Here is a 26620-nt window from a genome sequence, read left to right as displayed (position 1 = left end):
ATCTCCTTCCATGTGTAAAATTTATAATTCAATTGTCTCTATAATCTTTTTCAAAGAATCTGCGGATTCCTTAAGCTTTAACGCTTCCTCTCCACTTATTAATAGGTATGTCAGACTCAATGCCATCTGCACCTACAATAGCCGGCATACTTAACGATACTCCGTCAATGTCATATACTCCATGAATCATATGAGATACTGGGAGTATTGATTTTTCATCTCTCATAATCACTTCGCAGATTCTTTTTACAGACATTGCAATTCCATAATATGTAGCGTGCTTTTTGTTTATAATCTCATAAGCACTGTTCTTGACTGCTGTAGCTATTTCTGCCGTGTTTTCCTTGTACTTGTAATGTCCACGCATTTCACACATTTCACTCAATTGAACACTGGATACATTGGCTGATGACCATGCTACAACTTCACTGTCTCCATGCTCACCTACTATAAATGCGTGGACACTCCTGCTATCCACAGATAAATGCTCACCAAGCTTATATCTTAATCGCACACTGTCTAACACTGTCCCTGATCCAATAACCCTGTTTTCCGGAAGTCCTGATAACTTTATGGCTACCTGCGTCAAAATATCTACCGGATTCGCTACTACAAGCATGATACCTGCAAAATTTCTCTTTGCTATTTCAGGAATGATTGACTTAAATATTGCTACATTTTTATTTACTAGATCAAGCCTTGTCTCTCCCGGTTTTTGCCCCGCTCCGGCAGATATGACAACAATTGCAGCATCAGAGCAAATACCGAGGCAGAACCAACAAAGCCACAGCCTATCATTACTGCTTTTTTGAATTAATCACTTTCTTCTTCGTAATAATCTCATCCCCTTAATAATTCTCTTCATGTACTTCAAAATAGCTCTGTGGATGATTACATACCGGGCATACTTCAGGTGCCTTGGTTCCTACCACAATATGTCCGCAGTTACGGCATTCCCATACTTTAACTTCACTCTTTTCAAAAACTTTAGCAGTTTCAATATTCTTAAGAAGTGCACGATATCTTTCCTCATGGTGCTTCTCAATCTCACCTACTGCCCTGAATTTTGCTGCAAGCTCAGGGAATCCTTCTTCCTCAGCTGTTTTAGCAAAGCCTTCATACATATCTGTCCACTCATAATTTTCGCCTTCTGCCGCTGATGCCAGGTTTTCCTTTGTATCACCAATTCCTGCTAATTCCTTGAACCACATCTTTGCATGTTCTTTCTCATTATCTGCGGTTTTTAAAAACAATGCTGACATCTGCTCGTAGCCTTCCTTTTTCGCTACAGAAGCAAAATAGGTATACTTATTTCTTGCCTGCGATTCCCCTGCAAATGCCTCCTGTAAATTTTTCTCAGTCTGTGTTCCTACGTATTTGTTTGCTGCCATTTCTTTTTCCTCCGTTTTCTTTACTATTTTTTCAAAATCTGATGCTGGGTGCTTACATAAAGGACATATAAAATCGTCCGGTAATTCTTCTCCTACATATTCATATCCACAAATTCTGCAACGCCATATTGTCTGCCCATCCTCGGTTTTTCCGACTGCCTGTGGCTTAGGTTTAATATTATTCTGGTAATAATCATATGTGACAGAAGGAACATTACTTAAAACTTCCATATCTGTTATCTCACCGATAAACATTGTATGTGATCCTAAGTCCTCCGTTTTATTAACTGTTACAGAAATGTATGCGTTTGTACCTTCTGTAATATAATAAATACCATTTGTACCCCTAGCACACTTTTCAAATGCTTCAAATTTATTGGTATCCCTTCCTGATTGGAAGCCAAAATGTTTGAACAATTCAAACTGTGCCTTCTGACTTAATACTGATACTGTGAATTTTCCAGTTCTCTGAATCATGTCATGCGTGTAATTTGCTTTATTGACACAGATACTTAACTGGTTCGGTTCAGAAGCTGCCTGAATGGCTGTATTAATAATACATCCATTGTCTTTTTCATCTTCTCTGGCAGTCAGTACAAACAATCCATAACTCAACTTATACATTGCTTTCCTATCCATTTTTTTCCTCCTTTACCTTCTCCCTGCATTTTGGGCAAATACCTTTAAATGAAATATCATAATCCAAAAATTCGATTCCATGAGTGTTATGAATTCTTTCCAGCAAATCCGGTATTTCATCCATATCCACATCTGAAACTTCACCGCATTTTGCACACCTGACATGGTAATGATTTTCAATGAAAAATCGAACCTATTCGGTCCATCCGGAACTTCAACCTTCCTTAACGAACCCTCATCTACCAATATATCAAGATTTCTATATACAGTTCCTTTTCCGATTGTAGGATATGCTGCTTTTATAAATTCATACACTTCATTTGCTGTAACATGTCTTCTCATTTCGTATACGGCATTTCTTACAAGATCTTTTTGAATGGTATTTCTCCTACTCGTCATCAGTCCTCCTTGTTAGGATTTGTTCTTAATAAGGATTATATATCAGCATTATTATATTGTCAATAAAATAGTAATAATTCTCATTATTACTAAAAGATGCCCATGTTGAGCATCTTTAATCTAAATCATTGTTCTATTTTTCGTTCAAAAACATATTCGGTTTCTGATGATAAATCAGAACGGAATGAATAACCAAGTCTGTCGAATTTCTTAATATCCAGCGGATTCTCAATATTATTTTCTGCCATAAATCTGACCATTTCACCACGAGCCATCTTGGCATATGTACCTTTTGTTACCATTTTATCTCCAGAAGCTTCACAAAATGTAACCGAAATATATCTGTCCTGTGGTGTCAAATACTTTTCTATACATTTTGAGTATTCTTTTGATGCAAGATTAATGATAATCCTGCTGTCATCTATTACTGAGCGGTATAACAAGTCACCCCAGTACTCATACAGATTTTTGGCATCTCCAATCCTGATTTTTGCCTGCATTTCCAAACGATAAGGTGTCACACCATCCATTGGTTTCAGAGCACCATAAAATGCAGACAATATTCTCAAATGATTTTGCACATACTCAAGCTGCATATCTTCAAACACAGATGGTGCCATATATTGAAAAGCAATTCCTTCATATGATAAAACAGCCGGACTGAGCATCTGATAAAGATTCATATTTCCCAATCTATTGAAATTTTGTTCTGCAATCTTGTCATTACATTTCCAAATGCCTTTCAGTTCCTCTTTTGACTTACTTTTCAACCAACTTTGTATCTCTGTCGTCTTTTCAATAAATTCAGGCAATGCATCCGGTGCTATGCTGTCAGTATCTGTAATCATCTTTTTAGCAGGAGATAATATTATCTTCATTAATCTAATTCCTTAAGCATATTTTCAGGATCATCTGCAGCCTTGACTTTATCATTTGCCTTTATAATAACCCCCTGTTCATCAATAAGATATGTGGTTCTTACTACTCCCATAGATACTTTGCCATAATTTTTCTTTTCTTTCCATACATCATAAGCTTCAATAACTTTTCGCTCTGGATCTGCTAAAAGTGTAAATGCCAATCCATATTTTTCCTCAAATCTCTTGTGAGACGCTACAGAATCCTTACTGACTCCAAGAATAACTGCACCTTTTTCGGTAAACTGAGGGTATCTCTCGGAAAAACCACATGCCTGCTTCGTACATCCTGGTGTATTATCCCTTGGATAGAAATATAAAATCACTTTTTTTCCTGTATAATCCGATAATCTATGTATTTTCCCATTTTGATCTGGCAACTCAAAATCAGGTGCCTTAATTCCTACTTCCAACATTATTTATTCCTCCCTATCGGTAACTTTCTCTTTTTTTGCCTTTTCTTTTCTATTCCCAGTAATCATTTTATGGCCTGTATATATCGCCATTACCATACATAACATAGAACTTAAAGCAAAGTATTTATGACTTGATTTTAGCTTTTTATATCCAGTGTAATAAGTCCCAAACATTGTAATTAATGCTCCAACTGACCAATATTTATGTACTTTCATGTAATTCCTCCATTTTTCAGTGTATTCAATTGTAATTATACTCTACCACATTCCTATGTCAATTTGACAATAGCGCATTCCTATAAATTTTTCAGAATATCATGGTTAAAACTATGTATTGTTATCCTATAATTTTTCTTTGAAAAATCTAACCAAAAGCTTACCTTCAGGAAATTACTATTTAATCTCTTTTCCATCTATATATAGTTGAAATTTATCAGGATTATCGACAACATCATAGTCCTTTCCATATTCTACCGGTCTGTATTCGGCTGTCATTACCGGTTCACCATCTTCAATATCCTCTTTCCATAAATAGATGTTCATATCAAGGCTCGTCGCATATCCCCTGTCTGTGGAGAATTTTGTCGAATGAAAAGAATTATCCTTGTACATCTGCAAAAGTTTTCTTGCAAACACTTTCCATAGATTTGAAAAAACATAACTCTCTCTCCTTTTCCTCTACTCTACTTCTATTTCCTTAATGTTGAACTCATTTCCCTGCAATAAATAAGTATGCTCACTTCCACAATAAGGACAGATCTTTCCATGCTTTACAGTAGGATAAGTCTCTTTGCAGTCTTCGCAATAAGTAATCGCAGGTAATGTTTCCACCACTAATTCAGATTCATGGAACAGAGGCCGCTTTTTCGCAGCCCATGTCCAGCAATTCTGTAAGTATGACTCGATCACAGTGGAAACCTCCCCCAGTTCCAATGTGACTTTCCGTATCTGAGTCACCTCATTTTCTTTTGCCACCTTTTCCAGATGGTCCATAATATGAAATGTTACACCAAGCTCGTGCATATTTCTGCTCCTTTATATAGTTCCTTACCTGTGAGCATGAACTGGCTATGTTTTCCCAAAGCCAGCAGCATACTCCACCATGCACAGCTCCTATTTTTTCTTTCTGAATTTCACCTTAATTGACTGTTTTACCATATTCGGCAGGATGTATTTCAGCTTATCCTCTGATGCCCGCATAACCGAAGCGCCAGGAAGCTCTCTGCGAAGATGGATCGCATCAAACATACATCTGGTGGTGCAGACACCACATCCAATACATTTATTCGGATCTACTACTGACGCACCACAGGACAGACAACGGGATGTCTCCTTTTTCACCTGTTCTTCTGTAAAAGCAGAGGACAGGTCACGGAAGGTCTTCGCCTGTGCTTTTCCATCTGCCTTTGGCGGAATCTGACGGCTGGAGGTGTCGTAAGTATCTACTTTGATATTTTCTTTATCAAGCTCAATGAAATCACGGCGGTTACGGCCGATCGTCAGTGTACAATGCTCATGTATATAGCGATGAAGGGAGATTGCCCCCTCACGTCCTGCTGCAATGGCATCAATTGCAAATTTCGGACCGGTGTATACATCTCCTCCAACAAAAATATCCGGCTCAGATGTCTGATAGGTCAGCTTATTGGCGATCGCACCTCCATTTGGACGAAGCTCCACATGAAGATTATCCAGCATATGTCCCCAGTCAATTGCCTGGCCTACAGAGAAGATAACATGGCGGCATGGTACCGTTACTGTATTATTTTCATCATACTCCGGGGAAAATCTGCCCTGTTCGTCAAATACCCGCACACACTTTTTGAAAACAACACCACTTACATGTCCATCCTCTTCCAGAACCTCTTTTGGTCCCCAGCCACAGTTCAGCTGGATTCCTTCTTCCAGCGCCTCTTTGATTTCTTCATTGCTTGCAGGCATTTTTTCTCTTGACTCCAGACAGAACATGGAAATCTTCGCATCTACACATCTGCTGCTGATCCTTGCAGCATCAATGGCAACATTTCCGCCACCAACGACTACAACATCCCCTTCAAATGCGAAGCTTTCCTTAGCTCCTGCTTCTCTCAGGAAATCAACAGCTACATACGCACCTTTGGCATTCTCCCCACTGATTCCCGGCTTTCTTCCTCTCTGGCATCCGATTGCAGCGTAGAATCCCTTGTAGCCCTGCTCTCTTAATTCTTCAATGGTAATATCTTTTCCCACTTCAACTCCACAGCGGATTTCCACGCCAAGCTGACGGATCACATCAATTTCAGCAGCCAGAAGATCTTTTTCAAGCTTATAAGACGGAATTCCATAGCGGAGCATACCACCTGGCTCATCATTTTTCTCAAATATGGTTGGCTTGTAACCAGTCAGTGCAAGATAATATGCACAGGAAAGACCAGCCGGGCCAGCACCGATGATCGCAATTTTCTCGTCAAATCCACCTTTCAATGACGGAACGGTTTTCTTAGGAATATAGCGTGTTTCTGCTTTTAAGTCTCTTTCTGCGATGAAGCGTTTTACTTCATCAATTGCGACTGCCTCATCAATGGTTCCTCTTGTGCAGGCATCTTCACATCGTCTGTTACATACATGTCCACAAACTGCCGGAAGCGGGTTATCTTTCTTGATCAGCGCAAGTGCCTCATCATAGCGTCCTTCTTTTGCCAGCTGCAGGTAACCCTGTACCCCAATGTGCGCCGGACAGGCAGTTTTACATGGTGCTGTACCGGTATCGTAACAGTTGATACGGTTGGTATCCCGGTAATTATGTGACCACATATGCTCGCCCCACGGCTGGTCACCAGGAAGGGGCATCCGTGGATATGTAATATCACATCCTTCTTTGTCGCAAAGCTTCTGTCCCAGCTTTACAGCTCCTGCCGGGCAGCTTTCCACACATTTACCGCAGGCAACGCATTTATTTTTCTCCACACTGGCAATATATGCAGACCTGGACATATTTGGAGTGTTAAACAGCTGAGAGGTACGAAGTGCATAACATACATTTACATTACAATTGCAGATGGCAAAAATTTTATCCTTTCCATCAATATTGGTGATCTGATGCACGAAACCATTTTCTTCTGCCTGTCGGAATATCTCCAGTGCCTCTTCCCTGGAAATGTAACGTCCGTCTTTCTGTGTTTCCACCACATAATCAGCCATATCACCAATGGCAATGCACCATCCTTCCGGATCATCTGCACAGCCTTCATTGTGGGTCAGACGGGAACGACGGCAGGAACATGGGCTGGCTGCATATTTTCCATCATATTTATCAAGCCAATGGGAAATATGTTCCAGATCAATAGATTCATTCTCCATCTCAATGGCCTTTTCCACAGGAATAACATGCATTCCAATACCAGCTCCGCCTTCTGGGACAAAAGGTGTGATCTTTTCCAATGGCAGACGTGACATATGCTCAAAAAAGGTTCCCATCTCTGGATTAGACTCCAGCACACTTGCATTCATATTAAAGAATTCAGCACAGCCTGGTACATACATGGGCAGGATGTACTGCTTCTCGTGGGAAGCATTCTCCCAGTTGTATTCCAGAAGTCCCTTACGTGCCATCTCTTCCAGCAGAGCTTCACATTTCCTGGCTTCCAGTCCGGAAAGCTTCACAATTTCCGGAAGTGTTTTGGGTTTTCTGACTCCAAGCTTGATAGCAAGCTCTGCTTCTTCATCTGTCAGCACCCCGGCCAGCCCCCAATATTCAGGATCGTTTCTTGTGATTCTTTTCAGACCCAGCTTCTGCGGAATACGGTCCGTGATTTTTTTACCCAGCTTCGCGATTGGTTCACGAAACGGCTCATTCTGATCCGGGGTAAATTCCGGATATACATAATCCGGATAAAGTTCTTTGTCCAGTTCCTTTTTCATCTCTTTTTCTTTTCCCCTCTCTTTTTCTTTATGATTTCCAGTCAGCGACCTGTTTCTCTAACCATGTTGTCCACGCTTCCATGCCTTCCCCGGTCTTGGCGCTGATTGGGAAAATCTCTGCTTTGGGATTTCTCTGATGGATGTATTTTTCCACAAGCTCCATATCAAAGTCAAAATAAGGCAGTACATCAATTTTGTTGATCAGTACTGCATCACATATTTCAAACATCAGAGGATATTTCAATGGTTTGTCATGTCCCTCCGGCACAGAAAGGATCATCACATTTTTGGATGCACCGGTATCAAACTCAGCGGGACATACAAGATTTCCCACGTTTTCCAGGATTGCCAGATCTACCTCTTCTACTCCCAGGCCTTCGATTCCCTGCCTGGTCATCTCTGCATCCAAATGGCACATTCCCCCTGTATGAAGCTGAATGGCTTTCACACCAGTCTGGGCAATTGTCTTCGCATCCACATCCGAATCAATATCTGCTTCCATCACCCCTATACGAAGGCTGTCCTTTAAAGCAGCGATTGTTCCGGTCAAAGTCGTAGTCTTGCCAGAACCAGGGGATGACATCAGATTCATTAGAAAAACACCTTTTTCTTTCAGCATGTCACGCAGCTGATCTGCCTGTCTGTCATTATCTGCAAACACACTTTCCTTAATTTCCAGGATTCTTACTTCTTTCACCTGCTTATAATTCCTTTCATTAGTATTTCTACCATTTCTTTCTTAGCCTGTTCATATGTCAGATCATTCTCATACAGAACACTGGTTTCCATGAAACACCTGACAGTCCCTTTTACCATAGCCATAAAAACAGGAATGGATACCGTACGTATCAAACCTTCTTCCATGCCTTTTTGCAGATATTTCTCTGCCAGCTCCCAGCCATGATTGGCCTCTTTCATCAGATGCCGGTAAGGCTTAGGGTACTTTTCTGCCAGTTCATAGATCCGGCTCAGGCCGATATCGTAATACTTCTCTGGCAATGCGAGCAAAAGCTTCTCCAGTTTCTGCACAACATCCAGGCTGGTATCTGCCTCCAGCTCTACCTGCATGCTTTTTAAATCTGCCGCATAACAGTCAGCCACGGCCACCAGCACCGCCTGTTTACTCTCAAAAACCGTGTAGATCGTCTTCTTACTGATTCCCAGACGCTTTGCCAGATCACTCATTGTGAATTTCAGACCATTCTGTGCAAATTCCGCAATTGTTGCCTCGATGATTTTTTCTCTCATTCCTACCTCCGTTTGGAAACTCGGAAACTCATTTTGGTTTTCTGGTTTCCTACATTTTACCATTTCAGACAAATAGTGTCAATTTAAACTCCTCTGATCAAGAATGCTTTATTCCTTAGACATAATTACCACGCCGACATCATATAATAAACTGATTTTCCCATACGAACGGAGTCTTTTCATGAAATCCCAGATCAAAGACCTTCTTCCATTTCTTTTGTTCCCCCTTGCTGTGGGAACAGTTTCTGCCTTGTTCACCACCGGCTCTATGGAAACTTTCGCAGATTTAAACCAACCACCCCTTTCGCCCCCTGGATGGGTGTTTCCTGTTGTGTGGACTATTCTTTACCTGCTAATGGGTTTCGCCGCTTACCTTGTCGCAAATTCTGGAAAATGCAGTAACAATGCCCTGTTTTTCTTTCTTTTACAGCTTTTCTTCAACTTCATGTGGTCCATCTGGTTTTTCAATTATGAATGGTATCTGTTTTCCTTTTTCTGGCTTGTGGCTTTATGGCTGCTGATCCTGGCAACCATCCGGGCCTTTGGAGCCGTATCGCCAGCTGCTGCCAATCTGCTGTTGCCCTACCTGGCGTGGGTGACATTTGCGGGGTATCTGAACCTGGGAATTTATTTTCTTAATTGAAGCGTGTCCACATGGCCTCACAAAAATATCCCGGCAAGGCCACGCTTTCCAAATACTATACGAAAAAGCGAGATGACCTGCCGGGATATTTTATTTTCATCAACCTTATATACCAGAGCTTTTTCCCAATACCTGCCAGCCATCTGCACGCTCATTTTACAGAAGGCTTTTTCGGAAAAACGCCCTACAATTTACTAATAATTCTTCTCTTATACTCCAGAAACTCCTCAGACAATGCAAAATCCTCTGCCCGGGGCTTTTCCTCTTTGATCACAATTTCTTCCTTGATCGTTCCAGGAGTTCCATTTAAAATATAGATCCTGTCCGACAAAAGAATAGCTTCGTCAATATCATGGGTGATAAACAAGGTAGAAAGATCAATATGCTGCATGATATCCAGATACCATTTGTGCACGCTTGCCTTTGTCAGCGTATCCAGTGCTGAAAACGGCTCATCCAGAAGGGCAACCCCGCTGGAGCTTAAATAAGTTCTAAGTAAAGCTGCACGCTGCCGCATACCACCAGACAGCTGGCTTGGATATTGATACTGAGTACCTTCCAGTCCAAATTCTGCAAAAAGCGGATTTGCCTTTTCCCTTGCTTCCTCTTTCTTCATTCCTTTTAACACAAGGGGAAGCGACACATTATCGATCATTTTTTTATGTGGAAGGAGCAGATCTTTTTGCAGCATGTAGCTAATACTTCCAGGAGCGGAAGTTACGTCCTGGTCTTTTAGATAGACCTTTCCTTCATCGGGAGAAATAATACCGGAAATTACATTGAACAGCGTAGTTTTTCCAGAACCGCTGACTCCCAGAAGGGACACCAGTTCCCCTTTCTTCAGATGGATGGAAATATCCTGAAGAACCTGTTTCTCACCGTATGACTTTGAAATATGTTCTGCTCTTAAAATTACTTCACTTTTTTCTAATGACATTTTTACAATCTACCTCTACTGTGGCAGATAATCATTTGAAAATCCAACTCCGGTAAGATCTTTCTCGCAAAGCTGGTTCTCATACAGCCATTTATAAAATGCGTTCCATCTCTCCGGATCGATCACACCCCAGCTGTCTGCATCATCAATATATTTTGCAGAAAGGAATTCCTGGCTTTTCTTTACAAGCTCTTCGGCATCCTTCAGGGATCCTGTATTATCTCCATCGATAAGAATCTGTGCTGCTTCATCTGGATTTTCAGCTGCATATTCATATCCCTTTGCGGTTGCTTCCATAAACGCTTTTGCCTGATCCGGGTTCTCATTAAGGAAATCATTATTTCCAATGATAACTGGTGTGTAATAATCAAACACAGGGTTAATATCAGAAAATGCAAAGTAGTCGCAATCTACTCCTTCTACCTCTGCATTGATTCCACCCCAGCCCTGGAATACCCAGATGGCATCTGTCTGGTTCGCAGCAAGTGCAGCCGGTTCATCTGTAATATCATTTGGAATTAAAGTAACCTGGCTGAAATCTCCGCCATCACCATTTACAACGTTTTCCAGCATAGCGAGCTCAATTGGAGAATCCCATGTGGAATAGGTCTTTCCGGTAAGCCCTGCCGGTTTATCGATTCCGTCGCCTCCTCTTGAAAGGATTCCGGAAGTATTGTGCTGGATAACTGCAGCAACCGCTGTGATTCCCAGAGGCTCGTCAAGTGCAAGGGAAGCAGCCATGGTATCCTGTGCCTCAATTGCAAACTGCGCCTGGCCTGCTGCACACATAAGAGCCGCTCCATTTTCCGGCGGCTGTACGATTTCCACATCAAGGCCAGCCTCTTCGTAATAGCCCTTTGCCTGTGCCACATAAAGTCCGGTGTGATTCGTGTTTGGGGTCCAGTCCAGACAAAAAGTGATTTTCTCTGGTGCACCATCTTCTGCATATACGCCTGTAGGAACTGCAAGCACCATTGCTGCTGCGGCAGCTGGTACAACGATTTTTTTCAGATTCTTATTCATGGTTTTTCTCCTTTTCAACCTGCAGCCATGGCATCGCGATCCTGCTGACGATATTCACTGCCAGAAGAAGCAGCAAACTGATGATCACGATAAAAATAATAACTGCAAACATTTTATCAAAAGCATATGCCTTTTTTACACGTGTCATATAAACACCAAGTCCGTTAAATCCTCCCAGCCATTCAGAAACCACCGCACCTACTACTGCATAGGAAGCTGAAATCTTCAGTCCGGAAAAGAACTGGGGCAAAGCTACCGGGAATTTCACATGGCGGAAAATCTGTGACCGGCTGGCTCCCATTGCTTTCATCAGACGTATGGCATCCTGATCCACACTTTTATATCCATCCAGCAATCCAATGGTGATGGGGAAAAAAGTGGTGATCACAACCAACGTGATCTTCGGTGCCATTCCAAATCCCATCCACAATACCAGGATCGGTGCAATCGCGATCGTAGGAATCGTCTGGGTGATGATCATGATCGGATAAAACGCCTGATCCATTACGCGGAAACAATCCATCACTGTAGCAAATATAAATGCCAGTCCGATTCCGATCATAAGTCCATAAAAAGACTCCAGCAAAGTAAATTTTGCATGGAAAAGAATGGTAGGCAGATCACTAAATAAGGCCTGGCATACCGCGATGGGCGAAGGAAGCATATACGACGGAACAACTGGTGATATGCTTACCAGCTGCCACAGCAGCAGAATTGCTGCCATGGCAACTACCGGCGGGATCTTACTGGTGATGTTTGGTGACTTTCTTTTCAATGGTAAGCACATCCCCTTCTGGTTTGTAAGCGATCTTCACATATACGCTCATAGCTTTGCAGCCTGCGCGCTCTGCCACATGCTGGCATTCTTTTACAATGTCCATCAGCTGGTCGTAGTCACCTTCGATTGTTGTCTCGAACGGTCCTACATAATAGTTCAGCCCTGTTGACTTGATATAGGCGATCACCTCGTCTACGATACGGATCACCTCTTCATCATCCTGTACATTTGGCAGTACCTGAATTGCTACACTTGCGTTCATTTTGTTTTCCTCCTATTTTCCGTCCCATATATAGGACTTTTGGTAACTGTTCAGAGCCAGTTACGACTTTTTCAAAACCGAATAAGAACCTTATGCGAAATCCTTTTTCAAACACGCCCAGAGCGTGCAGATTGCAGGAATGATTTTCAGACATGCAATTCCTGTAGTGCAAAAAGAGCACCTGCCATCCAGGCAAATGCTCCTAATTCCATCGCTAACACTTCCTACACTGGCATGATCCAACAGGTTAAAAGGGTCTAAGGTCTACCTTACTCTCAGCTTCTCAATTGAAACTCCCCTGGTTTTTATTCAGATTTCGTTGCTTATTATAGTATACATTGCATGAAATTGCAAGAAACTATTTTAACCCTTTTCATTATTACAATAATCCCACCCAGCCGCCAAAACGCCTGGTTCTGAATGAGCACTAAATATTCTCAAAAGCAGCCTTGATGCTGTCGTAATGAAGGAATTTCCCCTGGGATGCAAGTTCTTTGATCTGATCAAGACTTGCAAACATATAGCCATCTGTTTCTTCTTCCTGCAGATGAAGGTCTTTCTCCTGCACATCCATTACAAACCGATATACATCTACAAAGTAATTGTCTCCTTCCCCAGGATTTTCTCTCTTATATGTAAAAAGATAGCCTCCCCTGGCAGTGCTTACATCAAGTCCAGTTTCCTCCTTTACTTCGCGTAACACTGCGTCATAAGAGGACTCTCCTGCCTGGGCGGCACCACCGGAAACCTCCCACCAGCCCGGTGCCCAGGCCTTGGTCATTACACGTTTGGTAATAAGAAAAGTGCCATCCGGTCTTGCCACTACCCCAAGAACAGTGAGATGATATTCTCCATCCTTCAGGCACCAGTCATTACGCTTCATGGTACGGCCTGTTGGTCTTTTATTTATATCATAGATATCCCAGAACTCCATTTTGGTCACTCCTGTTATATATTTCTTCCATTTTTATTCTTTGTATGTGTTTTTTATCAAATATCACAGCTACTTCAGCAGTTCCTCTACCATTTCTCTGGTATATGTAACTTTCTCCACATGATTTACCTCGATCTGATACAGCGCATTTGCCGCAATATGTTCTGCTGCCTGCTCCAGGTCACGGATGCCGGAGGTGTTAGAATAACGTTCGATAATAGCATCCAGCGCTCCATCTGTGATAATGCACTCGCCCTCTTCCATATGCATTCTCTTAAGAACTTTCGGAAGGGAAAATTTGGAAAAGATTACTTTCTTCTCTTCGGCTGTATAGTCCGGAATATCGATCACTGCAAATCTGGACATCAGCGGCGCACTGATCTGGTCGCGGTCGTTGGCTGTAGCAATCGGATAGACACCGCCCGTAGGAATCATACATTCCATATAGTTGTCGGTAAAACCAAGATTATCCAGAAGGGTGAGAAGAACATCCGCCGGATTTCCATTTCCCTTACCGGAATTTGCCTTGTCAAGCTCATTGATGATAAATACCAGATTGGAAGCTCCTGCCATGGAAAATGCCTCCATGATAATACCAGGCTTTGCATTCGCATAAATACGCGGGCTTCCGGTCAGCTGCTTGGAATCATTGATAGAGCTCATATCCAGAGTCGTCCACGGCAGCTTCAGAATCCTTGCAACCGCATAGGCGATCTGGGATTTACCGGTACCAGCAGGACCTATAAGAAGAAGTCCGTAAGCCGGAAGGGTATGGGTACGGTTGATCTGGATGATCGTCTCAATAATACGCTGTTTTACCCGCTCCATTCCGTAAAGCTCTTCATCCAGGATTCTTCTTGCCTCAACAGGATCGATTGCCTCGAAATAATTGTTTTTCCACTGAATGTTCAGCATAATGGAAAGAGCTCTCTGGGCATGATGGCGCTCTTCCTGGGAAACCTCGCTGGATCTTGCAACAGCCAGATTTCTTCTTGTCCAAAGTCTGATATTATCCGGCAGGGTCTTACCTGCACAGGTCATAAAATCTGTAATACTCTGGATACTGGTAAGCTTCATCTCATCACCAGTCTCTTCCTGATCCTCGTCCTCCTCTGTCTCAGCAGGTGCATTGCTCTCCAGAAGTCTCTCGATCATAAACTGCAGAAAACCATCCTCCGCGGAAAGCTTGGTGCCGCCTCCAAATGCAGTTTCACGGATACGGTATACCGCATAGCCTTCCTCTGTATTCGCACCTGATAAGCGCACATTAATGCGGCTGTCCCCAAGCCATTTCAAAAGGCTGGTAAATCTGGAATCAATTTTCAGCACATCTGCTGTGTAGGTGCCATCCTCTTCCTTAAATTCAAAAGCAGTACGGTTCACCGGATTGGTAAACACACCACAGGAATGATGCTTCCACTGTCTTTCTTTATTGTCCAGCACCATGATCGGCTGCCGGGGTGACGGCTGTGCATTGTTGCTGTGAAAAGTTGTATAAGTACATTTCGCTTCTGCTTTACTGGCAGACGCGCCACTGAAGTCAAATACTGGCATAACTTAGTCCTCTCTCATATTTAATTTATATCACTGTATTTTTCATACCCAATTTCTTCTTTCCTACTATAGCAATAATTTTCCTTATTGTCCAGAATGAGTTGAACCGATTCATTTCCTCCGATGCATTTCCTATAACGTTTTCGTTCCAGGCAGATTTTCAGTTGTTTTCTGTCATTTTTTCTGTTGTTTTTTCAAAAAGCACTTGCCAAACTTTTGGTTTTCGTGTATTCTAGTACGTGAGCATTTTTCTAATATTTCATTTTTACTTATATTTGATTTTTACTTAACATTTGTTTTATATATGTTTTTTAGTGCGCAGATGCCATAGTCCCTCCCAAAGCTTCTTATGGAACACTGCACTCTAAAAATAAAAGACTCCCGGGCTCATTCTGAGTTCCGGGAGTTCTTATTTTTTCAGGCACGCTCCAGAGCCTGTTTCAAACATGCTCTAGGCTCAGCAGCTCTTTTCCTTCTGAAAGCCTTTCCTGAAACTGCTCGTAAAAGTCCCTGTTGACTTCATAAGGCTTCATGTAGAAACGGTTTACCACATAGAGATTCAGGTTCCGGATCAGCTGTGCATCTGTAGCGTTATAAAGTACTTCCTGTACATCCAGCAGGAAATAGTGCCAGTCCGCCACAAATTTCTCATACTGGCGCAGATCCGGGGTATCGATCCACTTCTTTACCTTTATCTTGCTGCGGTTTCCTTTTTTGCATTCATGTATCTGCAGAAAATATTTGAAACTGCCATTTTCATAATAACGTCCAAGAGGGAACAACCTGCAAAATCCAGGGCGGAAAGAATGGATACTGCACCGTCCCTGTTCATTTAGAAAAACACAGCATTCATTCTTCCCACTCATGCAAAGATGGGGCAGAATATTTCCATCCATAGCGTCAAACTGGATCAAGCCTGCGCTTACCAGTTCCTGCGGGGCTTTTCCCAGATTGATACAAAGGCGGTAGACATCCATAGGATCAAGTACCACCGAATCTCCCATTCCTTCACAGCAGTCGTGACAGCCTGCACAATCCTGGCAGTCTGCCTTTACCATATCATTTAATTCATAAAGTCTTCCGTCAGAAATCTCTTCCAAAGATACTTCTCGGCGCATACGCAAATTCCTCTTTCCTTTTCTTTTTGGTAACTTTTCAAAGCCAAGTGGATTTTCGTACAAAAGTGTGCGTCATGCTTGTTACTTTTGTCTCCATCCTATTTCAATCAATTACAATTTCAATCCGGATAACGCCTGTGCAAACGCATTGTTCACCGGCTCCTTTGCCTCCTTTTGCTGCTTCCGCAGATAATTCTGCACATCACGCTTCCCAACGCCTGCACCCTCCTTCTGGCGTCTGGCCTGGAATGCAGAAAGCTTCTCCTTGTGTCCACAGGCGCATACAAAAGTCTCTTCTTTTCCTTTCACATACATTTCCATACGCTTATGGCATTTCGGACACCGGGCATTGGTGGTACGGGAAACGGTCTCCCGGTAGCCACACTCACGGTCCTGGCATACCAGCATTTTACTGTTCTTGCCATTTACTGCCAGAAGCTTTTTGCCACATCGTGGACAAACCTTATTTGTCAGATTGTCATGACGGAAGGTTCCCTCTCCCGCCTTAATCTCGTCTACGATCTCGCAGGTATAATCACGGATTTCGTGCAGGAAATCTCCCTGGCGGATCCTGCCTTTGGCAATACCTGAAAGCTTCATTTCCCAATCGGCAGTCAGTTCCGGCTTTTTCAGGTCCTCCGGGACCAGCTCCAGAAGCTGCTTCGCCTTGGAAGTAATATGGATCTCATTGCCTTTTTTCTCCATCATAAAGGAATGGAAAAGCTTCTCTATAATATCTGCCCTGGTAGCAACTGTCCCAAGTCCACCGGTCTCTCCTAATGTTTTTACTGCTTCTTTGTCTCTTGTCTCCATAAATTTCACCGGATTCTCCATTGCGGCAAGAAGAGTGGCCTCAGTAAATCTTGCAGGAGGCTTTGTTTTGCCTGTGTTTAATGAAGCTTTCAAAACCTTTAATCTGGTTCCTGGCTTTATTTCCGGGAGACGCTGGTCTTGCAGCTTTTTCTCATCCTCCATGTCTTCCTCGTACTCATCACTTACACCGCCTTCGTAAACTTCCTTCCATCCCTGACTTTTTACGATCTTTCCACTGGCAGCGAACAGTTCCCCGGCGGCTTTCGCCTCCATATTGACCTGCTCATACAAAAATGCCGGATACAAAACTGCAAGAAAACGACGCACGACCATGTCGTAAATTTTACGTTCCTCATTTGTCATATGATCCAGCTGGACAAACTGCTCGGTAGGGATGATCGCATGGTGGTCACTGACCTTCTTATCATCCACAAAGCTGGCATTTACCTGCACCGGCTTATTCATAAGTGCCCCGGCAAGCTTTCTGTATAGACCGGTTCCACAGGCCTTCAGCCTTTCTTTGATCGTTGGTACAATGTCTTTTCCAATGTATCTGGAATCTGTTCTTGGATAAGTGAGTACTTTGTGATTTTCATAAAGACGCTGCATAATATTCAAAGTCTCTTTTGCAGAAAAGCCATATTTCTGGTTGGCCTCCCTCTGTAAGGTAGTCAGATCGTAAAGTCCTGGTGCCATGGTCTTTTTCTCTTTTTTCTCTACTTTCGTTACTTCAATAGCTCCATTCTCCAGCTTACCTCTTATTTCCTCTGCCCGTTCCCTGGAAAAGGTACGGAAGCTCTTGGTTTTCCCATCCTGCCAGGTCCATTTCACATCCTGGGTTTCAGCCGAAATGCCATAGTACTCTTTTGGAACAAATTTATGGATCTCTTCTTCTCTTTTTGCGATCATCGCAAGAGTCGGCGTCTGTACACGGCCACAGGAAAGCTGGGCATTATATTTGCATGTCAGCGCCCTTGTTCCATTCATTCCTACCAGCCAGTCTGCCTCTGCCCTTGCCACAGCCGCCCTGTAAAGATTGTCGTAAGCATGTCCGTCTTTCAGATTTGCAAAGCCTTCTCTGATTGCCTTATCTGTTACCGACGAAATCCAAAGCCTTTTGATTGGTTTATGGCAGCCTGCTTTTTCCAGGATCCAGCGGGCGACCAGCTCTCCCTCACGGCCGGCATCTGTAGCAATAATGATCTCTCCTATATCTTTTCTGAAAAGCTGGGTCTTCACTATAGAAAACTGTCTGCCAGTCTGGCGGATCACCACCAGCTTCATATCCTTGGGAAGCATTGGCAGTGTGGCCATTTCCCATTTCTCATACTTCTTATCATATTCTTCCGGATCTGCCAGGGTCACAAGATGTCCAAGTGCCCAGGTAACTACATATTGCCTGCCCTCCAGGACTCCCCCATTTTTCTGATTCGCACCTATTACTCTGGCAATATCTCTGGCAACAGATGGTTTCTCTGCGATTACAAGTGATTTCATATTCTTTCTATACTCCTGCTCTGAACAATTATTAAGGAATGATTACAGTATAACATACTTCAGAAATTTTTTAGAATATTTTTGTAAAATTAATTTGTAATACTTGCCTGCCAATGGTATTATGGAATCAGTAAGTAAGCAGGGAGATATTATGTACTATTTCATCGTTAATCCAAATTCCCGCTCTGGCAGGGGACGTTCGATCTGGAATCAGATTCACCAGCAGCTTATGCTCCGTGGAATTTCTTTCCAGTACTGCCTGACAAGATATTCCGGTCACGCCACTGAGATTGCCGCCAGTGCCTGTACTCTTGGAACCATTTCGGATCCTATATACATCATTGCAGTCGGAGGGGATGGCACCATTCACGAAGTGCTTACCGGTATCACAGATTTTGACCGGGCTGTCTTCGGATACATTCCCACCGGGTCCGGCAATGATTTCTGCAGAAGCATGCAGCTTCCCTTTGATCCAATGGAATCCCTTGAATATATCCTGAAAGCAGAGCACATCTGCACTATGGATGTTCCTTATCTTACACGTGACCATAAGAAATCACGTTTTGGGATCAGCACCGGAATCGGCTATGACGCAGGTGTCTGCCAGGAAGTACTGGCCACCCCGCTTAAGAAGATATTCAACCGCCTTGGACTTGGCAAGCTGATCTATCTGTTCATAGCCCTGAAGCAGCTTATTTTTATCACCCCGGGAAAAATGACCGTCACTTTGGATGATGAGAATACTTTTTCCTATGACCACGTATATTTTACAGCAGTTATGAACCAGAAATATGAGGGCGGCGGTTTCAAGTTCTGTCCGGATGCCCGCCCGGATGACCAGCTTCTGGATCTCATTCTGGTAGAAGGTGTAGGGAAGCTGAAACTGCTTTTTTGTCTTCCTACTGCTTTTTTCGGAAAGCATACCAGAATTAAAGGCATACATATTCTCACTTGCAGAAATATTCATGTGCACAGCGAAACGCCTCTCCCTATTCACATCGACGGGGAATCTGGTGGAATACGCAAAGATTTAACAGTTTCTATCGAAAAAAAACCTTTAAAAATCATTTTACCTGTGGTATAATCTGTCCGATTTGAAAAGGAGTGAAAGACTTGGTACAATTTATAAAGAAATATAAGCATGGTCTGATCATACTTGTATATGCCCTGGTTTACCTGATGTTTTTCAGCTATCTGGAGCACAGACCGGTACGTGGATTCCATGTGATCGACACTGTTTTCGATGATTACATACCATTTTGCGAGTATTTTATTGTCCCGTATCTGTTATGGTTTCCATATCAGATTGTCACAGTTTTATACTTCATCTTCAAGAACAAAAATAAAAAAGAATATTATCAGCTGATCTTAAATATGATGATGGGTATGACCGTTTTTCTGATCGTATCCTATGTATATCCTAATGTACTTCATTTAAGACCCACAGAATTTCCAAGGGAGAATGTTTTCACTGACATGGTACGCTGGCTGTACCGGGCAGATACACCTACCAATGTGCTTCCAAGTATCCATGTATTTAATTCCCTGGCTGTTCATATGTCCCTTACCAATTGTGAATCGCTTCGTGATCACAAGGGGGTACGATATGGCTCACTGGTTCTTACACTGCTCATCATCATGTCCACCATGTTCCTGAAACAGCATTCTGTGATTGACGTATGCTGCGGTGCTACACTGGCATTATTTGGATATCTTTTCTTCTATCCCCAGAGATCAGGAGAAGAAGCCAGAGAAATAGCTGTGGAGAAATTTGGACATAATAATCATAGAAAATAAAACAACGCGCCTTTCCAGCATATGGAAGGCGCGTTGTTTTAATAAATGGGTTCTTATTAGTTAAATCCATAAAACTTCTGACATATTTTATAAGCTGCTACGGAAACCTTACGTCCACCACGTCCCGGAAGGTTCATAAAGTTGCCCATAAGACTGTGACGTAATTTGCCATATAATACACGGTTTGTAGTGCGGATATACTCAAGCAGCTCTTTTTTCTTCTCAAGTGCCTCTTTCGTGCCGGAACGGATCAGCATAATGGAGGAAATCGTAGTAATAATGTCCAGATAACTGATCATATACGCTCTGGTACGTTTGTTCATATTACCACAGCTTGTATAGGAATTTACCATCAGCTTATTCACACGAAGCTGCTGGTCGATCCTGCGGATCATAACAGCTTCATTTACAGACTGGTCATCACGTCCAATGAAATAACGGTAGAAATTCGTATCCAGATAATACATATTCTGTACATGTGGCAGCGGATCAAATGCAAAAATATTATCTACATAGAAGGTATGCTCAGGCAGTGTCAGATTGCATTCATGAAGCAGCTGTGTACGGTAGATCATGGAATGCATAAGAAGATATTTTCCCTTTGGCATATGTCCAACTTCATTCCAGGTAAAGATCTGGTTCACCGGCAGGCAATGACGGTACTGCATAACTTTTTTGCGTGTAGCGCCCTGCTTCTCATATACGAAATTACTGATCAGAAGATCAACTGTCTTGGATCCTTTCACCAGCTCTTCCAGGGTCTTCAGAATCTCCATATAAGATTCCTCATTTACCCAGTCATCACTGTCTACAACCTTGAAATAAAGGCCCTGCGCATTATGGATACCTGTATTTACAGCGCCGCCATGGCCCAGATTCGGCTGGTGGATGGCGCGGACGATATTCGGATATTTCTCCTGGTATTCATCTGCGATCTCTGCTGTCCGGTCCTTGGAACCATCGTCGATCACAAGAATCTCCACCTCGTCCCCTCCTGGTAAAAGAGACTGGATACATTTCTCCATATATGCTTCAGAATTATAACATGGAATTGCTATGCTAAGTAATTTCATTTAATTTCCTCCTTCATGTATTTCACATAAGCGCCAAACGCGGATGGTATGGCGTAGTTTTTTTCTGATTCTTTTTTATCTGCAAAAAGGATTCCAGGAGCATGTATCTCCTCCAGGGACGATACCCGGATTCTGTATGCCTTCATTCTCCACTCAATATGGGAAAAAATATGCTTCGCATCTGGCAGCTCTTCTATATAAAGAGGCTCTGTACCAAGCAGTTTCACATATTCCAGCGCTTCCTCACGGGATAAATAACCTTCTGTGTTTGGAAGCTCATACAAACCGGCCAGAAGTCCTTTGGCTGGTCTTTTCCGGATGGCAGTACAGTTTCCATCCTGTATGACCAGGACAGTTCTCTCTTCCACCAGCCTTGGCTTCTTTGGCGCTTTCACCGGATATTTTTCCATAGTACCGTGAAGCCCTGCCAGGCAAAAACTTCGCACAGGACAAAGCTCACATTTCGGCTGTCCGTTAGGGACACACACCACTGCCCCAAGCTCCATCATAGCCTGGTTAAAGTCTCCAGGACGGTCCTTGGGAATGATCTCCTGCAATGCGCCTTCTGTTTTCTTCCGGAATGCAGGTCTGGTAATATCTTCCGGATCTTCTGTCATTCTGGTCACTACGCGGAATACATTTCCATCCACAGCAGGTACCGGAATTCCATATGCAATAGAAGCGATAGCTCCTGCTGTATAGCTTCCTATTCCTTTCAACGACATAAGACGGGAAAAATCTTCAGGAAGTCTGCCATTATACTTTTCTACCATCTCTAATGCTGCAAGCTGCATATTTCTCACACGGCTGTAATAGCCAAGGCCCTCCCACAGCTTCAGAAGCTTCTCCTGGGGACAGGCTGCCAGTGCAGGAATATCGGAAAGTTCCTGGATAAATCTTGCAAAATAGGGCTTCACAGCTTCTACACGGGTCTGCTGGAGCATAATCTCAGATACCCAGGTGTAATAGGCATTATTCTTATCACGCCAGGGTAAGATTCTTTTGTTTCCATCATACCAGGTGAGAAGAGGCTGTATAAACTCATCTGTCATTTATTCGTTTCCTCCAATTACCGGCATTTATTTTCTTCCAGGCACACCGGCACCGGATTCTGGATTTCCATCCGTTCTGGCTCTACCAGACAGTCATAGGCCAGAATATGCACACCTGCCTTCTTTGCTTTCTGCAATGTCTCTCCAAATTCCCGGTGGGTATCCCAGTTCGGTTCAAACCTTATGATTCCTTTCATCTGTATCACCAGCAGCAGATAAGCCTCATAGCCATCTTCCATGCACCGGATCAGTTCTTCCAAGTGCTTCACTCCTCTTGCAGTAGGAGCGTCTGGAAACCTGGCAACATTATCTGCCTCCAGTGTTACCCCTTTCACCTCAATAAATGCCCTTCTCTTATCTGAACAGGCATAAAGATCAAATCTGGAATTTCCATAAGTTTTCTCAGGTGTCACTTGCACCTCTTCTGGAAAAAGATGTCCCGCCCTGACCCATTCCAGTGCTGCTTTATTCGGCATCTGGGAATCCATATTGATAAGACGTCCCATTTTATTTACACAGACAAGGTCATAGGCCGTCTTCCTCGCCGGATTACTGCTCTTCTCTAGAAAGACCTGGGCTCCCGGAATTAAAAGTTCCTTACATCTGCCAGTATTCTTTACATGAACCGTTTCAGTCTGCTCCTCAATCTCAACATGTGCGATAAAACGATTGGGACGGTCAAGGAAACGGCCTTCTGTAATATTTTCGTATTTCATAATTCACCTCGCAGCGCTGCTTCTGTACAGAAAAAATTCCCAGTCCTTTCCGCTTTCGAAAAAAGCAGAAATTACATCTGACAGCAACTGCCTTACTTATCATAACATAAAATTCATAAAATACCAGTTAAATTTTGGCTGATTTGCTCTGTAATTTCTGGTATTTACAAATCTGCCTTTTCTATATAAAATAAGGCAGAGCCCTTTTCCCTAAACAGACATGTCTGCTTACGCAGACAGCCCCATAAATGAACGCTTTCATTCAAATAAAACTACCAGAAAGGACGAAAAAACTTCAAATGGACAGTATTATTTTTGACATTGACGGTACCATATGGAATTCCACAGACGTTGTAGCAGATGCATGGAATGCCACCTTAGAAAAAGAAAATATAGACATCCGGGTTACTGCCAGACAGCTTCAGGGATTGTTCGGCAGGCTTCTCCCTGATATTGCGAAAGCTATTCTTCCAGAATACAGCGAGGCGCAGCAGCTTCGTATTATCGACCTTTGCTGCCAGGCCGAGCACGAAGCCCTCCGGCAGACAGGTGCACCTGTTTACCAGGGATTGGAAGCTACCTTAAAAGAACTTTCCAGTCGTTATCCGCTTTTCGTGGTAAGTAACTGCCAGGCCGGATATATCGAGCTTGTTTTTGAAAAAACAGGTCTTGGTTGCTATTTCACCGGACATCTCTGTCCTGGCGATACAGGGGAGGCTAAAGCAGCCAATATCCGTTCCATTGTACAGAAATACCACCTGAAAGCTCCCGTTTATGTAGGTGATACATTCGGTGACTATCAGGCCTGCCAGGAGGCCGGGGTTCCATTTGTATTTGCTTCTTATGGCTTCGGACAGGTAGATACACCAGATTACACGATCCAGAAGCCTGCGGATTTATTGAAACTGTTTTAAAGAAAGCGCCTGTATATTCTGAAGCTTGTTTTTAAATGCTCCACAGATTATACAGACGCTTTTCTTATTGCTTACTAATCAACCATTGTGCTTTATTCCGGTTATTATTGATTCTTACTATTTTTTATTTCAGACATTTCTTGCGCACAATAACCACTGAGATCACAAAAATCGCAATGACCACAACCAGATAAATAATATCATATACAAAACTTTTTATTACCATATCCAATCCGGTAAGGATGCCAAACAGAAGCAATGTAACACCATACACCTTCTGCACCTTCTTTTCGTCATAGATTTTCTTACGGGCGGCGGCATTTCCACCTTTCATAAGAATATCGCCATGGCCGGAAAGAAGCATAACTCCCATTACCAGAGCCACTACGGTCAGTATCATGTCAAATGAATCCATGTTCATATTAAAATTTCCCCACTTCTTTTGTAATATGATGTCCAAGGCCCAAAATCCTTTGTCCCCTGGCATCGTAATAAATTGCTATAAGACCATATCAATAGAAACATACGATCGGCACATTGGTATCAATAATGCTGTATAAGGTTGCAGCCGCATCAAACGGCATATTGATACATCCGTGAGATCCTGCATAGGTATAACGGTCACCACCGAAATAATCCTGCCAGGTAGCATCATGGAAACCGATTCCGCCATTGAACGGCATCCAGTACGTAACCTCGGTCTCATATTCATAGGTGCCATCCGGTTTCTTCTCACCACGGAGTACATCAGGACTCTTCTTATAATATAAGGTAAAAATACCTGGCGGAGTAGCTCTGTCATCATAACGGATATCTCCGGAAACGATGTCTGAATCGAAGATAATGCTTCCGTTCTGATAATAGTACATATGCTGCTCTGTCATATCCACTTCAATATAGGTGCTTCCGATATCATTGTAACCATAGGCATTTGCCCGCATGGAATACATCGGCTCACGTGTGGTCTGTGTACCAGTCCGGATATCTTCTGTAAGCTGGGCCACCTCAGCCTCCTGATCGATCTTCCAGCCGTATGCGGAGCCATACACCGAAACCGTACGGCCACTTGTGGTATTAAAGGAACGTGTGGTTCCCACTGTGTCATGCTCACTTGCAAGCTGGGCCACATAATCACGGATGTGCTGGGTGAAAGAAGCATCATCCTGTACCAGCTGTCCCTTATCATCAAACTGCAGCCAGTCTTTCAGAGTATTTCCATCCAGGGTTACTGTCTGGTCGCCAAAAGTGTAGGTAATACTTGCCTTGGTGTAATTGTTGTAGGCATCCTTGGTCGCCTGAAGTGTAGGATCATCACTTGTCACAGCTGCCGCCGCATATACATCCGGGGTACTTCCAAGGTCAATAGATGTCTGACCTCCCGCAATCGCTGTATCCAGTGCTTTATAAGCTTCCTTCACTTTAAGCTTACTTCCCTCCGTCTCCGGGACAATGGTAAATTCGCTTCCATCCATTGCCACATATGCATTCTCCGGCTCCACCTGGTTCTCCGGCTGGGCACAGTTAAGTGACTTCACCTCTGACTGAAGAAGACTCTTATCAAAGGTAACATTCTCCTGTGTAGTATAGCTTCTGGTCTCCACAAAGCCCAGTACCCATTCATATGGCTTCTGCTGTTTCAGAAGATTCAGAACTTCCCCGTCAGACATATAACGGTAATTGATCTGGCTTCCACTGATGGTCTGTGGCTCCTGATTTCTCGCAACTACTTCAATGGAATAATCCTCAACCCCACTTGCGATCAGCTGCTCTACTTCATAAGCTGTCTTATTGGAACAATTAATTCCATTAATATATGTGCCTTCAAAAAAACGGTCCGAGTAGTAATAGGAAATTGCACCATATGCGCAGCCTGCTGTCACTGCGAGAATTGCCGCAACAAGACCGGTTACCTTAAGTCCCTTATGTTTTTTCTTAGAAATCGGAATGATCTTCTCATCCAGTTCTTCATCTGATATAGGCACATAGGATATTTTCGTAGGACGCGCTGATCTTTGCGCTGGCTTTGCGGATTGTCCTGAAGGCTTTTTCCCACTCTGTGAAGCTTTCCTGGAGGCATTCTGTCTGCTTTCCCTGCCTTCTCTATTCGTTTCCCTTCTGTGCTTTCCGCTTCGCTGGGAATGTGGTGGAATCAGCTCTACCTGAAGCTCTTTCTCTGCGGAATCCTCTTCTGCCTCTTCCTCTGGATCGCTTTCGGAATCTTCCCACTCTTTTTGTCCCTCTTCAGAAACAGGCTCATGAGCTTCCTCTGCTTCTTCCTCAGTGTATTCCGTTTCCTCCAGATACTCTTCTTCCTCCGGGTACTCTTCCATTTCCTCATCGCCCAGTTCATCCAGCTCTGAGTCATCTTCTGCATCCTCAAAGGAATCAAAGTCCTCCATATTATCCCGCTGATCCGCATCTTCGTCCTCATAAAAATCAGCAGCACGAAATTCCTCATCCGGATCTAGCTCAAGTTCTTCCATAGCTGCGTCTATCTTATCTTCAAAGTCTCCCGGACTTTCCTGAGTATGCTTATTCTCCTTACTCATGTATAAAACTCTCCTCTGATCAAACACTGCTGTAACAGGCTTTCCCACTT

General features: G+C 43.1%; 26 protein-coding genes, 3 pseudogenes and 1 riboswitch. Of the genes and pseudogenes, 4 read left to right on the top strand and 25 right to left on the bottom strand.

Annotation, left to right across the window (positions count from 1 at the left end):
• Positions 1 to 21: 21 nt before the first annotated feature.
• The 12 genes and pseudogenes from ACTQWB_RS07185 to ACTQWB_RS07130 form a co-directional block, all read right to left on the bottom strand.
• A pseudogene (locus ACTQWB_RS07185) lies at positions 22 to 836 on the bottom strand (L-lactate dehydrogenase).
• A 12-nt stretch (positions 837 to 848) separates the two neighbouring features.
• A complete protein-coding gene (rbr, locus tag ACTQWB_RS07180; RefSeq protein ID WP_441501350.1) occupies positions 849 to 1391 on the bottom strand; it encodes a rubrerythrin in 543 nt (180 codons plus the stop codon).
• 18 nt (positions 1392 to 1409) lie between these two features.
• Positions 1410 to 2030, bottom strand: a pseudogene (locus ACTQWB_RS07175) (flavin reductase); the annotation flags it as partial.
• A pseudogene (locus ACTQWB_RS07170) lies at positions 2023 to 2429 on the bottom strand (Fur family transcriptional regulator). The pseudogenes ACTQWB_RS07170 and ACTQWB_RS07175, both read right to left, overlap by 8 nt.
• Before the next feature lie 125 nt (positions 2430 to 2554).
• Positions 2555 to 3307, bottom strand: a complete 753-nt coding sequence (gene yaaA, locus ACTQWB_RS07165; protein ID WP_441501279.1) for a peroxide stress protein YaaA — start codon at positions 3305 to 3307, stop codon at positions 2555 to 2557.
• Positions 3307 to 3762 (bottom strand): thioredoxin-dependent thiol peroxidase, encoded by a 456-nt coding sequence (gene bcp, locus ACTQWB_RS07160; protein WP_118543348.1) that lies wholly within the window; start codon positions 3760 to 3762, stop codon positions 3307 to 3309. The genes yaaA and bcp overlap by 1 nt, the downstream gene beginning before the upstream one ends.
• 3 nt (positions 3763 to 3765) lie before the next feature.
• Complete coding sequence (locus tag ACTQWB_RS07155) at positions 3766 to 3978, bottom strand: DUF6219 family protein (protein WP_441501278.1); 213 nt, start codon at positions 3976 to 3978, stop codon at positions 3766 to 3768.
• A gap of 177 nt (positions 3979 to 4155) precedes the next feature.
• Positions 4156 to 4305 (bottom strand): hypothetical protein, encoded by a 150-nt coding sequence (locus tag ACTQWB_RS07150; RefSeq protein WP_441501277.1) that lies wholly within the window; start codon positions 4303 to 4305, stop codon positions 4156 to 4158.
• Positions 4306 to 4440: 135 nt separating this feature from the next.
• Positions 4441 to 4785: a hydrogenase maturation nickel metallochaperone HypA gene (locus ACTQWB_RS07145; protein ID WP_441501276.1), complete on the bottom strand. Its 345-nt coding sequence runs from the start codon at positions 4783 to 4785 to the stop codon at positions 4441 to 4443.
• 90 nt (positions 4786 to 4875) lie between these two features.
• Positions 4876 to 7662 (bottom strand): FAD-dependent oxidoreductase, encoded by a 2787-nt coding sequence (locus ACTQWB_RS07140; protein WP_441501275.1) that lies wholly within the window; start codon positions 7660 to 7662, stop codon positions 4876 to 4878.
• 28 nt (positions 7663 to 7690) lie between these two features.
• Complete coding sequence (hypB, locus tag ACTQWB_RS07135; protein ID WP_441501274.1) at positions 7691 to 8359, bottom strand: hydrogenase nickel incorporation protein HypB; 669 nt, start codon at positions 8357 to 8359, stop codon at positions 7691 to 7693.
• The gene (locus ACTQWB_RS07130) at positions 8356 to 8910 is read right to left on the bottom strand and encodes a TetR/AcrR family transcriptional regulator (protein WP_441501273.1); all 555 of its coding nucleotides are present in this window, start codon (positions 8908 to 8910) and stop codon (positions 8356 to 8358) included. The genes hypB and ACTQWB_RS07130 overlap by 4 nt, the downstream gene beginning before the upstream one ends.
• A 181-nt stretch (positions 8911 to 9091) precedes the next feature.
• Between ACTQWB_RS07130 and ACTQWB_RS07125 the strand changes: the two genes are divergently transcribed.
• Positions 9092 to 9553: a TspO/MBR family protein gene (locus ACTQWB_RS07125; protein ID WP_441501272.1), complete on the top strand. Its 462-nt coding sequence runs from the start codon at positions 9092 to 9094 to the stop codon at positions 9551 to 9553.
• 184 nt (positions 9554 to 9737) lie between these two features.
• Here ACTQWB_RS07125 and ACTQWB_RS07120 read toward each other — a convergent pair whose 3' ends face one another.
• From ACTQWB_RS07120 to ACTQWB_RS07085, 8 genes are all read right to left on the bottom strand, one after another.
• The gene (locus ACTQWB_RS07120; RefSeq protein ID WP_441501271.1) at positions 9738 to 10490 is read right to left on the bottom strand and encodes an ABC transporter ATP-binding protein; all 753 of its coding nucleotides are present in this window, start codon (positions 10488 to 10490) and stop codon (positions 9738 to 9740) included.
• Positions 10491 to 10505: 15 nt separating this feature from the next.
• Positions 10506 to 11513, bottom strand: coding sequence for an ABC transporter substrate-binding protein (locus ACTQWB_RS07115; protein ID WP_441501270.1), 1008 nt, complete (start codon positions 11511 to 11513; stop codon positions 10506 to 10508).
• Complete coding sequence (locus tag ACTQWB_RS07110; RefSeq protein ID WP_441501269.1) at positions 11506 to 12288, bottom strand: ABC transporter permease; 783 nt, start codon at positions 12286 to 12288, stop codon at positions 11506 to 11508. The genes ACTQWB_RS07115 and ACTQWB_RS07110 overlap by 8 nt, the downstream gene beginning before the upstream one ends.
• Positions 12257 to 12553, bottom strand: coding sequence for a thiamine-binding protein (locus ACTQWB_RS07105; protein ID WP_441501268.1), 297 nt, complete (start codon positions 12551 to 12553; stop codon positions 12257 to 12259). Before ACTQWB_RS07105 ends, ACTQWB_RS07110 begins: the two co-directional genes overlap by 32 nt.
• A gap of 203 nt (positions 12554 to 12756) precedes the next feature.
• Positions 12757 to 12863, bottom strand: a riboswitch (TPP riboswitch).
• 117 nt (positions 12864 to 12980) lie between these two features.
• Complete coding sequence (locus ACTQWB_RS07100) at positions 12981 to 13487, bottom strand: NUDIX hydrolase (protein ID WP_441501267.1); 507 nt, start codon at positions 13485 to 13487, stop codon at positions 12981 to 12983.
• A 69-nt stretch (positions 13488 to 13556) separates the two neighbouring features.
• Positions 13557 to 15041 (bottom strand): AAA family ATPase, encoded by a 1485-nt coding sequence (locus ACTQWB_RS07095; protein ID WP_441501266.1) that lies wholly within the window; start codon positions 15039 to 15041, stop codon positions 13557 to 13559.
• 440 nt (positions 15042 to 15481) lie between these two features.
• Entirely contained in the window at positions 15482 to 16159 is a 678-nt protein-coding gene (locus ACTQWB_RS07090) for a YkgJ family cysteine cluster protein (protein ID WP_441501265.1), read from the bottom strand.
• A 111-nt stretch (positions 16160 to 16270) separates the two neighbouring features.
• Positions 16271 to 18469 (bottom strand): DNA topoisomerase III, encoded by a 2199-nt coding sequence (locus ACTQWB_RS07085; RefSeq protein ID WP_441501264.1) that lies wholly within the window; start codon positions 18467 to 18469, stop codon positions 16271 to 16273.
• A 151-nt stretch (positions 18470 to 18620) separates the two neighbouring features.
• Between ACTQWB_RS07085 and ACTQWB_RS07080 the strand changes: the two genes are divergently transcribed.
• Both ACTQWB_RS07080 and ACTQWB_RS07075 read left to right on the top strand, forming a co-directional pair.
• Positions 18621 to 19553, top strand: coding sequence for a diacylglycerol/lipid kinase family protein (locus ACTQWB_RS07080; protein WP_441501263.1), 933 nt, complete (start codon positions 18621 to 18623; stop codon positions 19551 to 19553).
• A 29-nt stretch (positions 19554 to 19582) separates the two neighbouring features.
• Positions 19583 to 20266: a phosphatase PAP2 family protein gene (locus ACTQWB_RS07075; protein ID WP_441501262.1), complete on the top strand. Its 684-nt coding sequence runs from the start codon at positions 19583 to 19585 to the stop codon at positions 20264 to 20266.
• A gap of 56 nt (positions 20267 to 20322) precedes the next feature.
• Here the strand turns inward: ACTQWB_RS07075 and ACTQWB_RS07070 are convergent, their stop codons facing one another.
• Genes ACTQWB_RS07070 through sfsA form a run of 3 tightly spaced genes read right to left on the bottom strand, consistent with a single transcriptional unit; the run spans position 20323 to position 23107 of the window.
• The gene (locus ACTQWB_RS07070; protein WP_441501261.1) at positions 20323 to 21339 is read right to left on the bottom strand and encodes a glycosyltransferase family 2 protein; all 1017 of its coding nucleotides are present in this window, start codon (positions 21337 to 21339) and stop codon (positions 20323 to 20325) included.
• A complete protein-coding gene (gene mutY, locus ACTQWB_RS07065; protein ID WP_441501260.1) occupies positions 21336 to 22391 on the bottom strand; it encodes an A/G-specific adenine glycosylase in 1056 nt (351 codons plus the stop codon). Before mutY ends, ACTQWB_RS07070 begins: the two co-directional genes overlap by 4 nt.
• Positions 22392 to 22408: 17 nt before the next feature.
• A complete protein-coding gene (gene sfsA, locus ACTQWB_RS07060; RefSeq protein ID WP_441501259.1) occupies positions 22409 to 23107 on the bottom strand; it encodes a DNA/RNA nuclease SfsA in 699 nt (232 codons plus the stop codon).
• Positions 23108 to 23406: 299 nt separating this feature from the next.
• Here sfsA and ACTQWB_RS07055 point away from each other — a divergent pair, with 299 nt between their 5' ends.
• Positions 23407 to 24021 (top strand): HAD family hydrolase, encoded by a 615-nt coding sequence (locus ACTQWB_RS07055; protein WP_441501258.1) that lies wholly within the window; start codon positions 23407 to 23409, stop codon positions 24019 to 24021.
• A 124-nt stretch (positions 24022 to 24145) separates the two neighbouring features.
• On the opposite strand, the gene ACTQWB_RS07050 is transcribed toward ACTQWB_RS07055, so the two are convergent.
• Positions 24146 to 24442 (bottom strand): DUF3784 domain-containing protein, encoded by a 297-nt coding sequence (locus tag ACTQWB_RS07050; RefSeq protein WP_441501257.1) that lies wholly within the window; start codon positions 24440 to 24442, stop codon positions 24146 to 24148.
• A gap of 91 nt (positions 24443 to 24533) precedes the next feature.
• Complete coding sequence (locus ACTQWB_RS07045; protein WP_441501256.1) at positions 24534 to 26570, bottom strand: L,D-transpeptidase family protein; 2037 nt, start codon at positions 26568 to 26570, stop codon at positions 24534 to 24536.
• Positions 26571 to 26620 lie beyond the last annotated feature (50 nt).

Source organism: Blautia sp. HCP3S3_H10_2 (genome assembly GCF_052122375.1).
In the GTDB taxonomy this organism is placed as follows: Bacteria; Bacillota; Clostridia; order Lachnospirales; family Lachnospiraceae; genus Blautia_A.
The sequence above is the reverse complement of the archived record's forward strand: the minus strand, read 5'-3'. Positions and strand labels throughout refer to the sequence as shown.

Bases quoted from the DNA above. Each gene is read 5' to 3' on its own strand.
- ACTQWB_RS07095 (WP_441501266.1), bottom strand. From the start codon at position 15,041: ATGCCAGTATTTGACTTCAGTGGCGCGTCTGCCAGTAAAGCAGAAGCG.
- ACTQWB_RS07090 (WP_441501265.1), bottom strand. From the start codon at position 16,159: ATGCGCCGAGAAGTATCTTTGGAAGAGATTTCTGACGGAAGACTTTAT.
- ACTQWB_RS07055 (WP_441501258.1), top strand. From the start codon at position 23,407: ATGGACAGTATTATTTTTGACATTGACGGTACCATATGGAATTCCACA.
- rbr (WP_441501350.1), bottom strand. From the start codon at position 1,391: ATGGCAGCAAACAAATACGTAGGAACACAGACTGAGAAAAATTTACAG.
- ACTQWB_RS07080 (WP_441501263.1), top strand. From the start codon at position 18,621: ATGTACTATTTCATCGTTAATCCAAATTCCCGCTCTGGCAGGGGACGT.
- bcp (WP_118543348.1), bottom strand. From the start codon at position 3,762: ATGTTGGAAGTAGGAATTAAGGCACCTGATTTTGAGTTGCCAGATCAA.
- ACTQWB_RS07140 (WP_441501275.1), bottom strand. From the start codon at position 7,662: ATGAAAAAGGAACTGGACAAAGAACTTTATCCGGATTATGTATATCCG.
- ACTQWB_RS07145 (WP_441501276.1), bottom strand. From the start codon at position 4,785: ATGCACGAGCTTGGTGTAACATTTCATATTATGGACCATCTGGAAAAG.
- yaaA (WP_441501279.1), bottom strand. From the start codon at position 3,307: ATGAAGATAATATTATCTCCTGCTAAAAAGATGATTACAGATACTGAC.
- ACTQWB_RS07150 (WP_441501277.1), bottom strand. From the start codon at position 4,305: ATGAACATCTATTTATGGAAAGAGGATATTGAAGATGGTGAACCGGTA.
- ACTQWB_RS07130 (WP_441501273.1), bottom strand. From the start codon at position 8,910: ATGAGAGAAAAAATCATCGAGGCAACAATTGCGGAATTTGCACAGAAT.
- ACTQWB_RS07085 (WP_441501264.1), bottom strand. From the start codon at position 18,469: ATGAAATCACTTGTAATCGCAGAGAAACCATCTGTTGCCAGAGATATT.
- mutY (WP_441501260.1), bottom strand. From the start codon at position 22,391: ATGACAGATGAGTTTATACAGCCTCTTCTCACCTGGTATGATGGAAAC.
- ACTQWB_RS07120 (WP_441501271.1), bottom strand. From the start codon at position 10,490: ATGTCATTAGAAAAAAGTGAAGTAATTTTAAGAGCAGAACATATTTCA.
- ACTQWB_RS07050 (WP_441501257.1), bottom strand. From the start codon at position 24,442: ATGAACATGGATTCATTTGACATGATACTGACCGTAGTGGCTCTGGTA.
- ACTQWB_RS07045 (WP_441501256.1), bottom strand. From the start codon at position 26,570: ATGAGTAAGGAGAATAAGCATACTCAGGAAAGTCCGGGAGACTTTGAA.
- ACTQWB_RS07070 (WP_441501261.1), bottom strand. From the start codon at position 21,339: ATGAAATTACTTAGCATAGCAATTCCATGTTATAATTCTGAAGCATAT.
- ACTQWB_RS07115 (WP_441501270.1), bottom strand. From the start codon at position 11,513: ATGAATAAGAATCTGAAAAAAATCGTTGTACCAGCTGCCGCAGCAGCA.
- ACTQWB_RS07125 (WP_441501272.1), top strand. From the start codon at position 9,092: ATGAAATCCCAGATCAAAGACCTTCTTCCATTTCTTTTGTTCCCCCTT.
- ACTQWB_RS07155 (WP_441501278.1), bottom strand. From the start codon at position 3,978: ATGAAAGTACATAAATATTGGTCAGTTGGAGCATTAATTACAATGTTT.
- ACTQWB_RS07105 (WP_441501268.1), bottom strand. From the start codon at position 12,553: ATGAACGCAAGTGTAGCAATTCAGGTACTGCCAAATGTACAGGATGAT.
- sfsA (WP_441501259.1), bottom strand. From the start codon at position 23,107: ATGAAATACGAAAATATTACAGAAGGCCGTTTCCTTGACCGTCCCAAT.
- ACTQWB_RS07100 (WP_441501267.1), bottom strand. From the start codon at position 13,487: ATGGAGTTCTGGGATATCTATGATATAAATAAAAGACCAACAGGCCGT.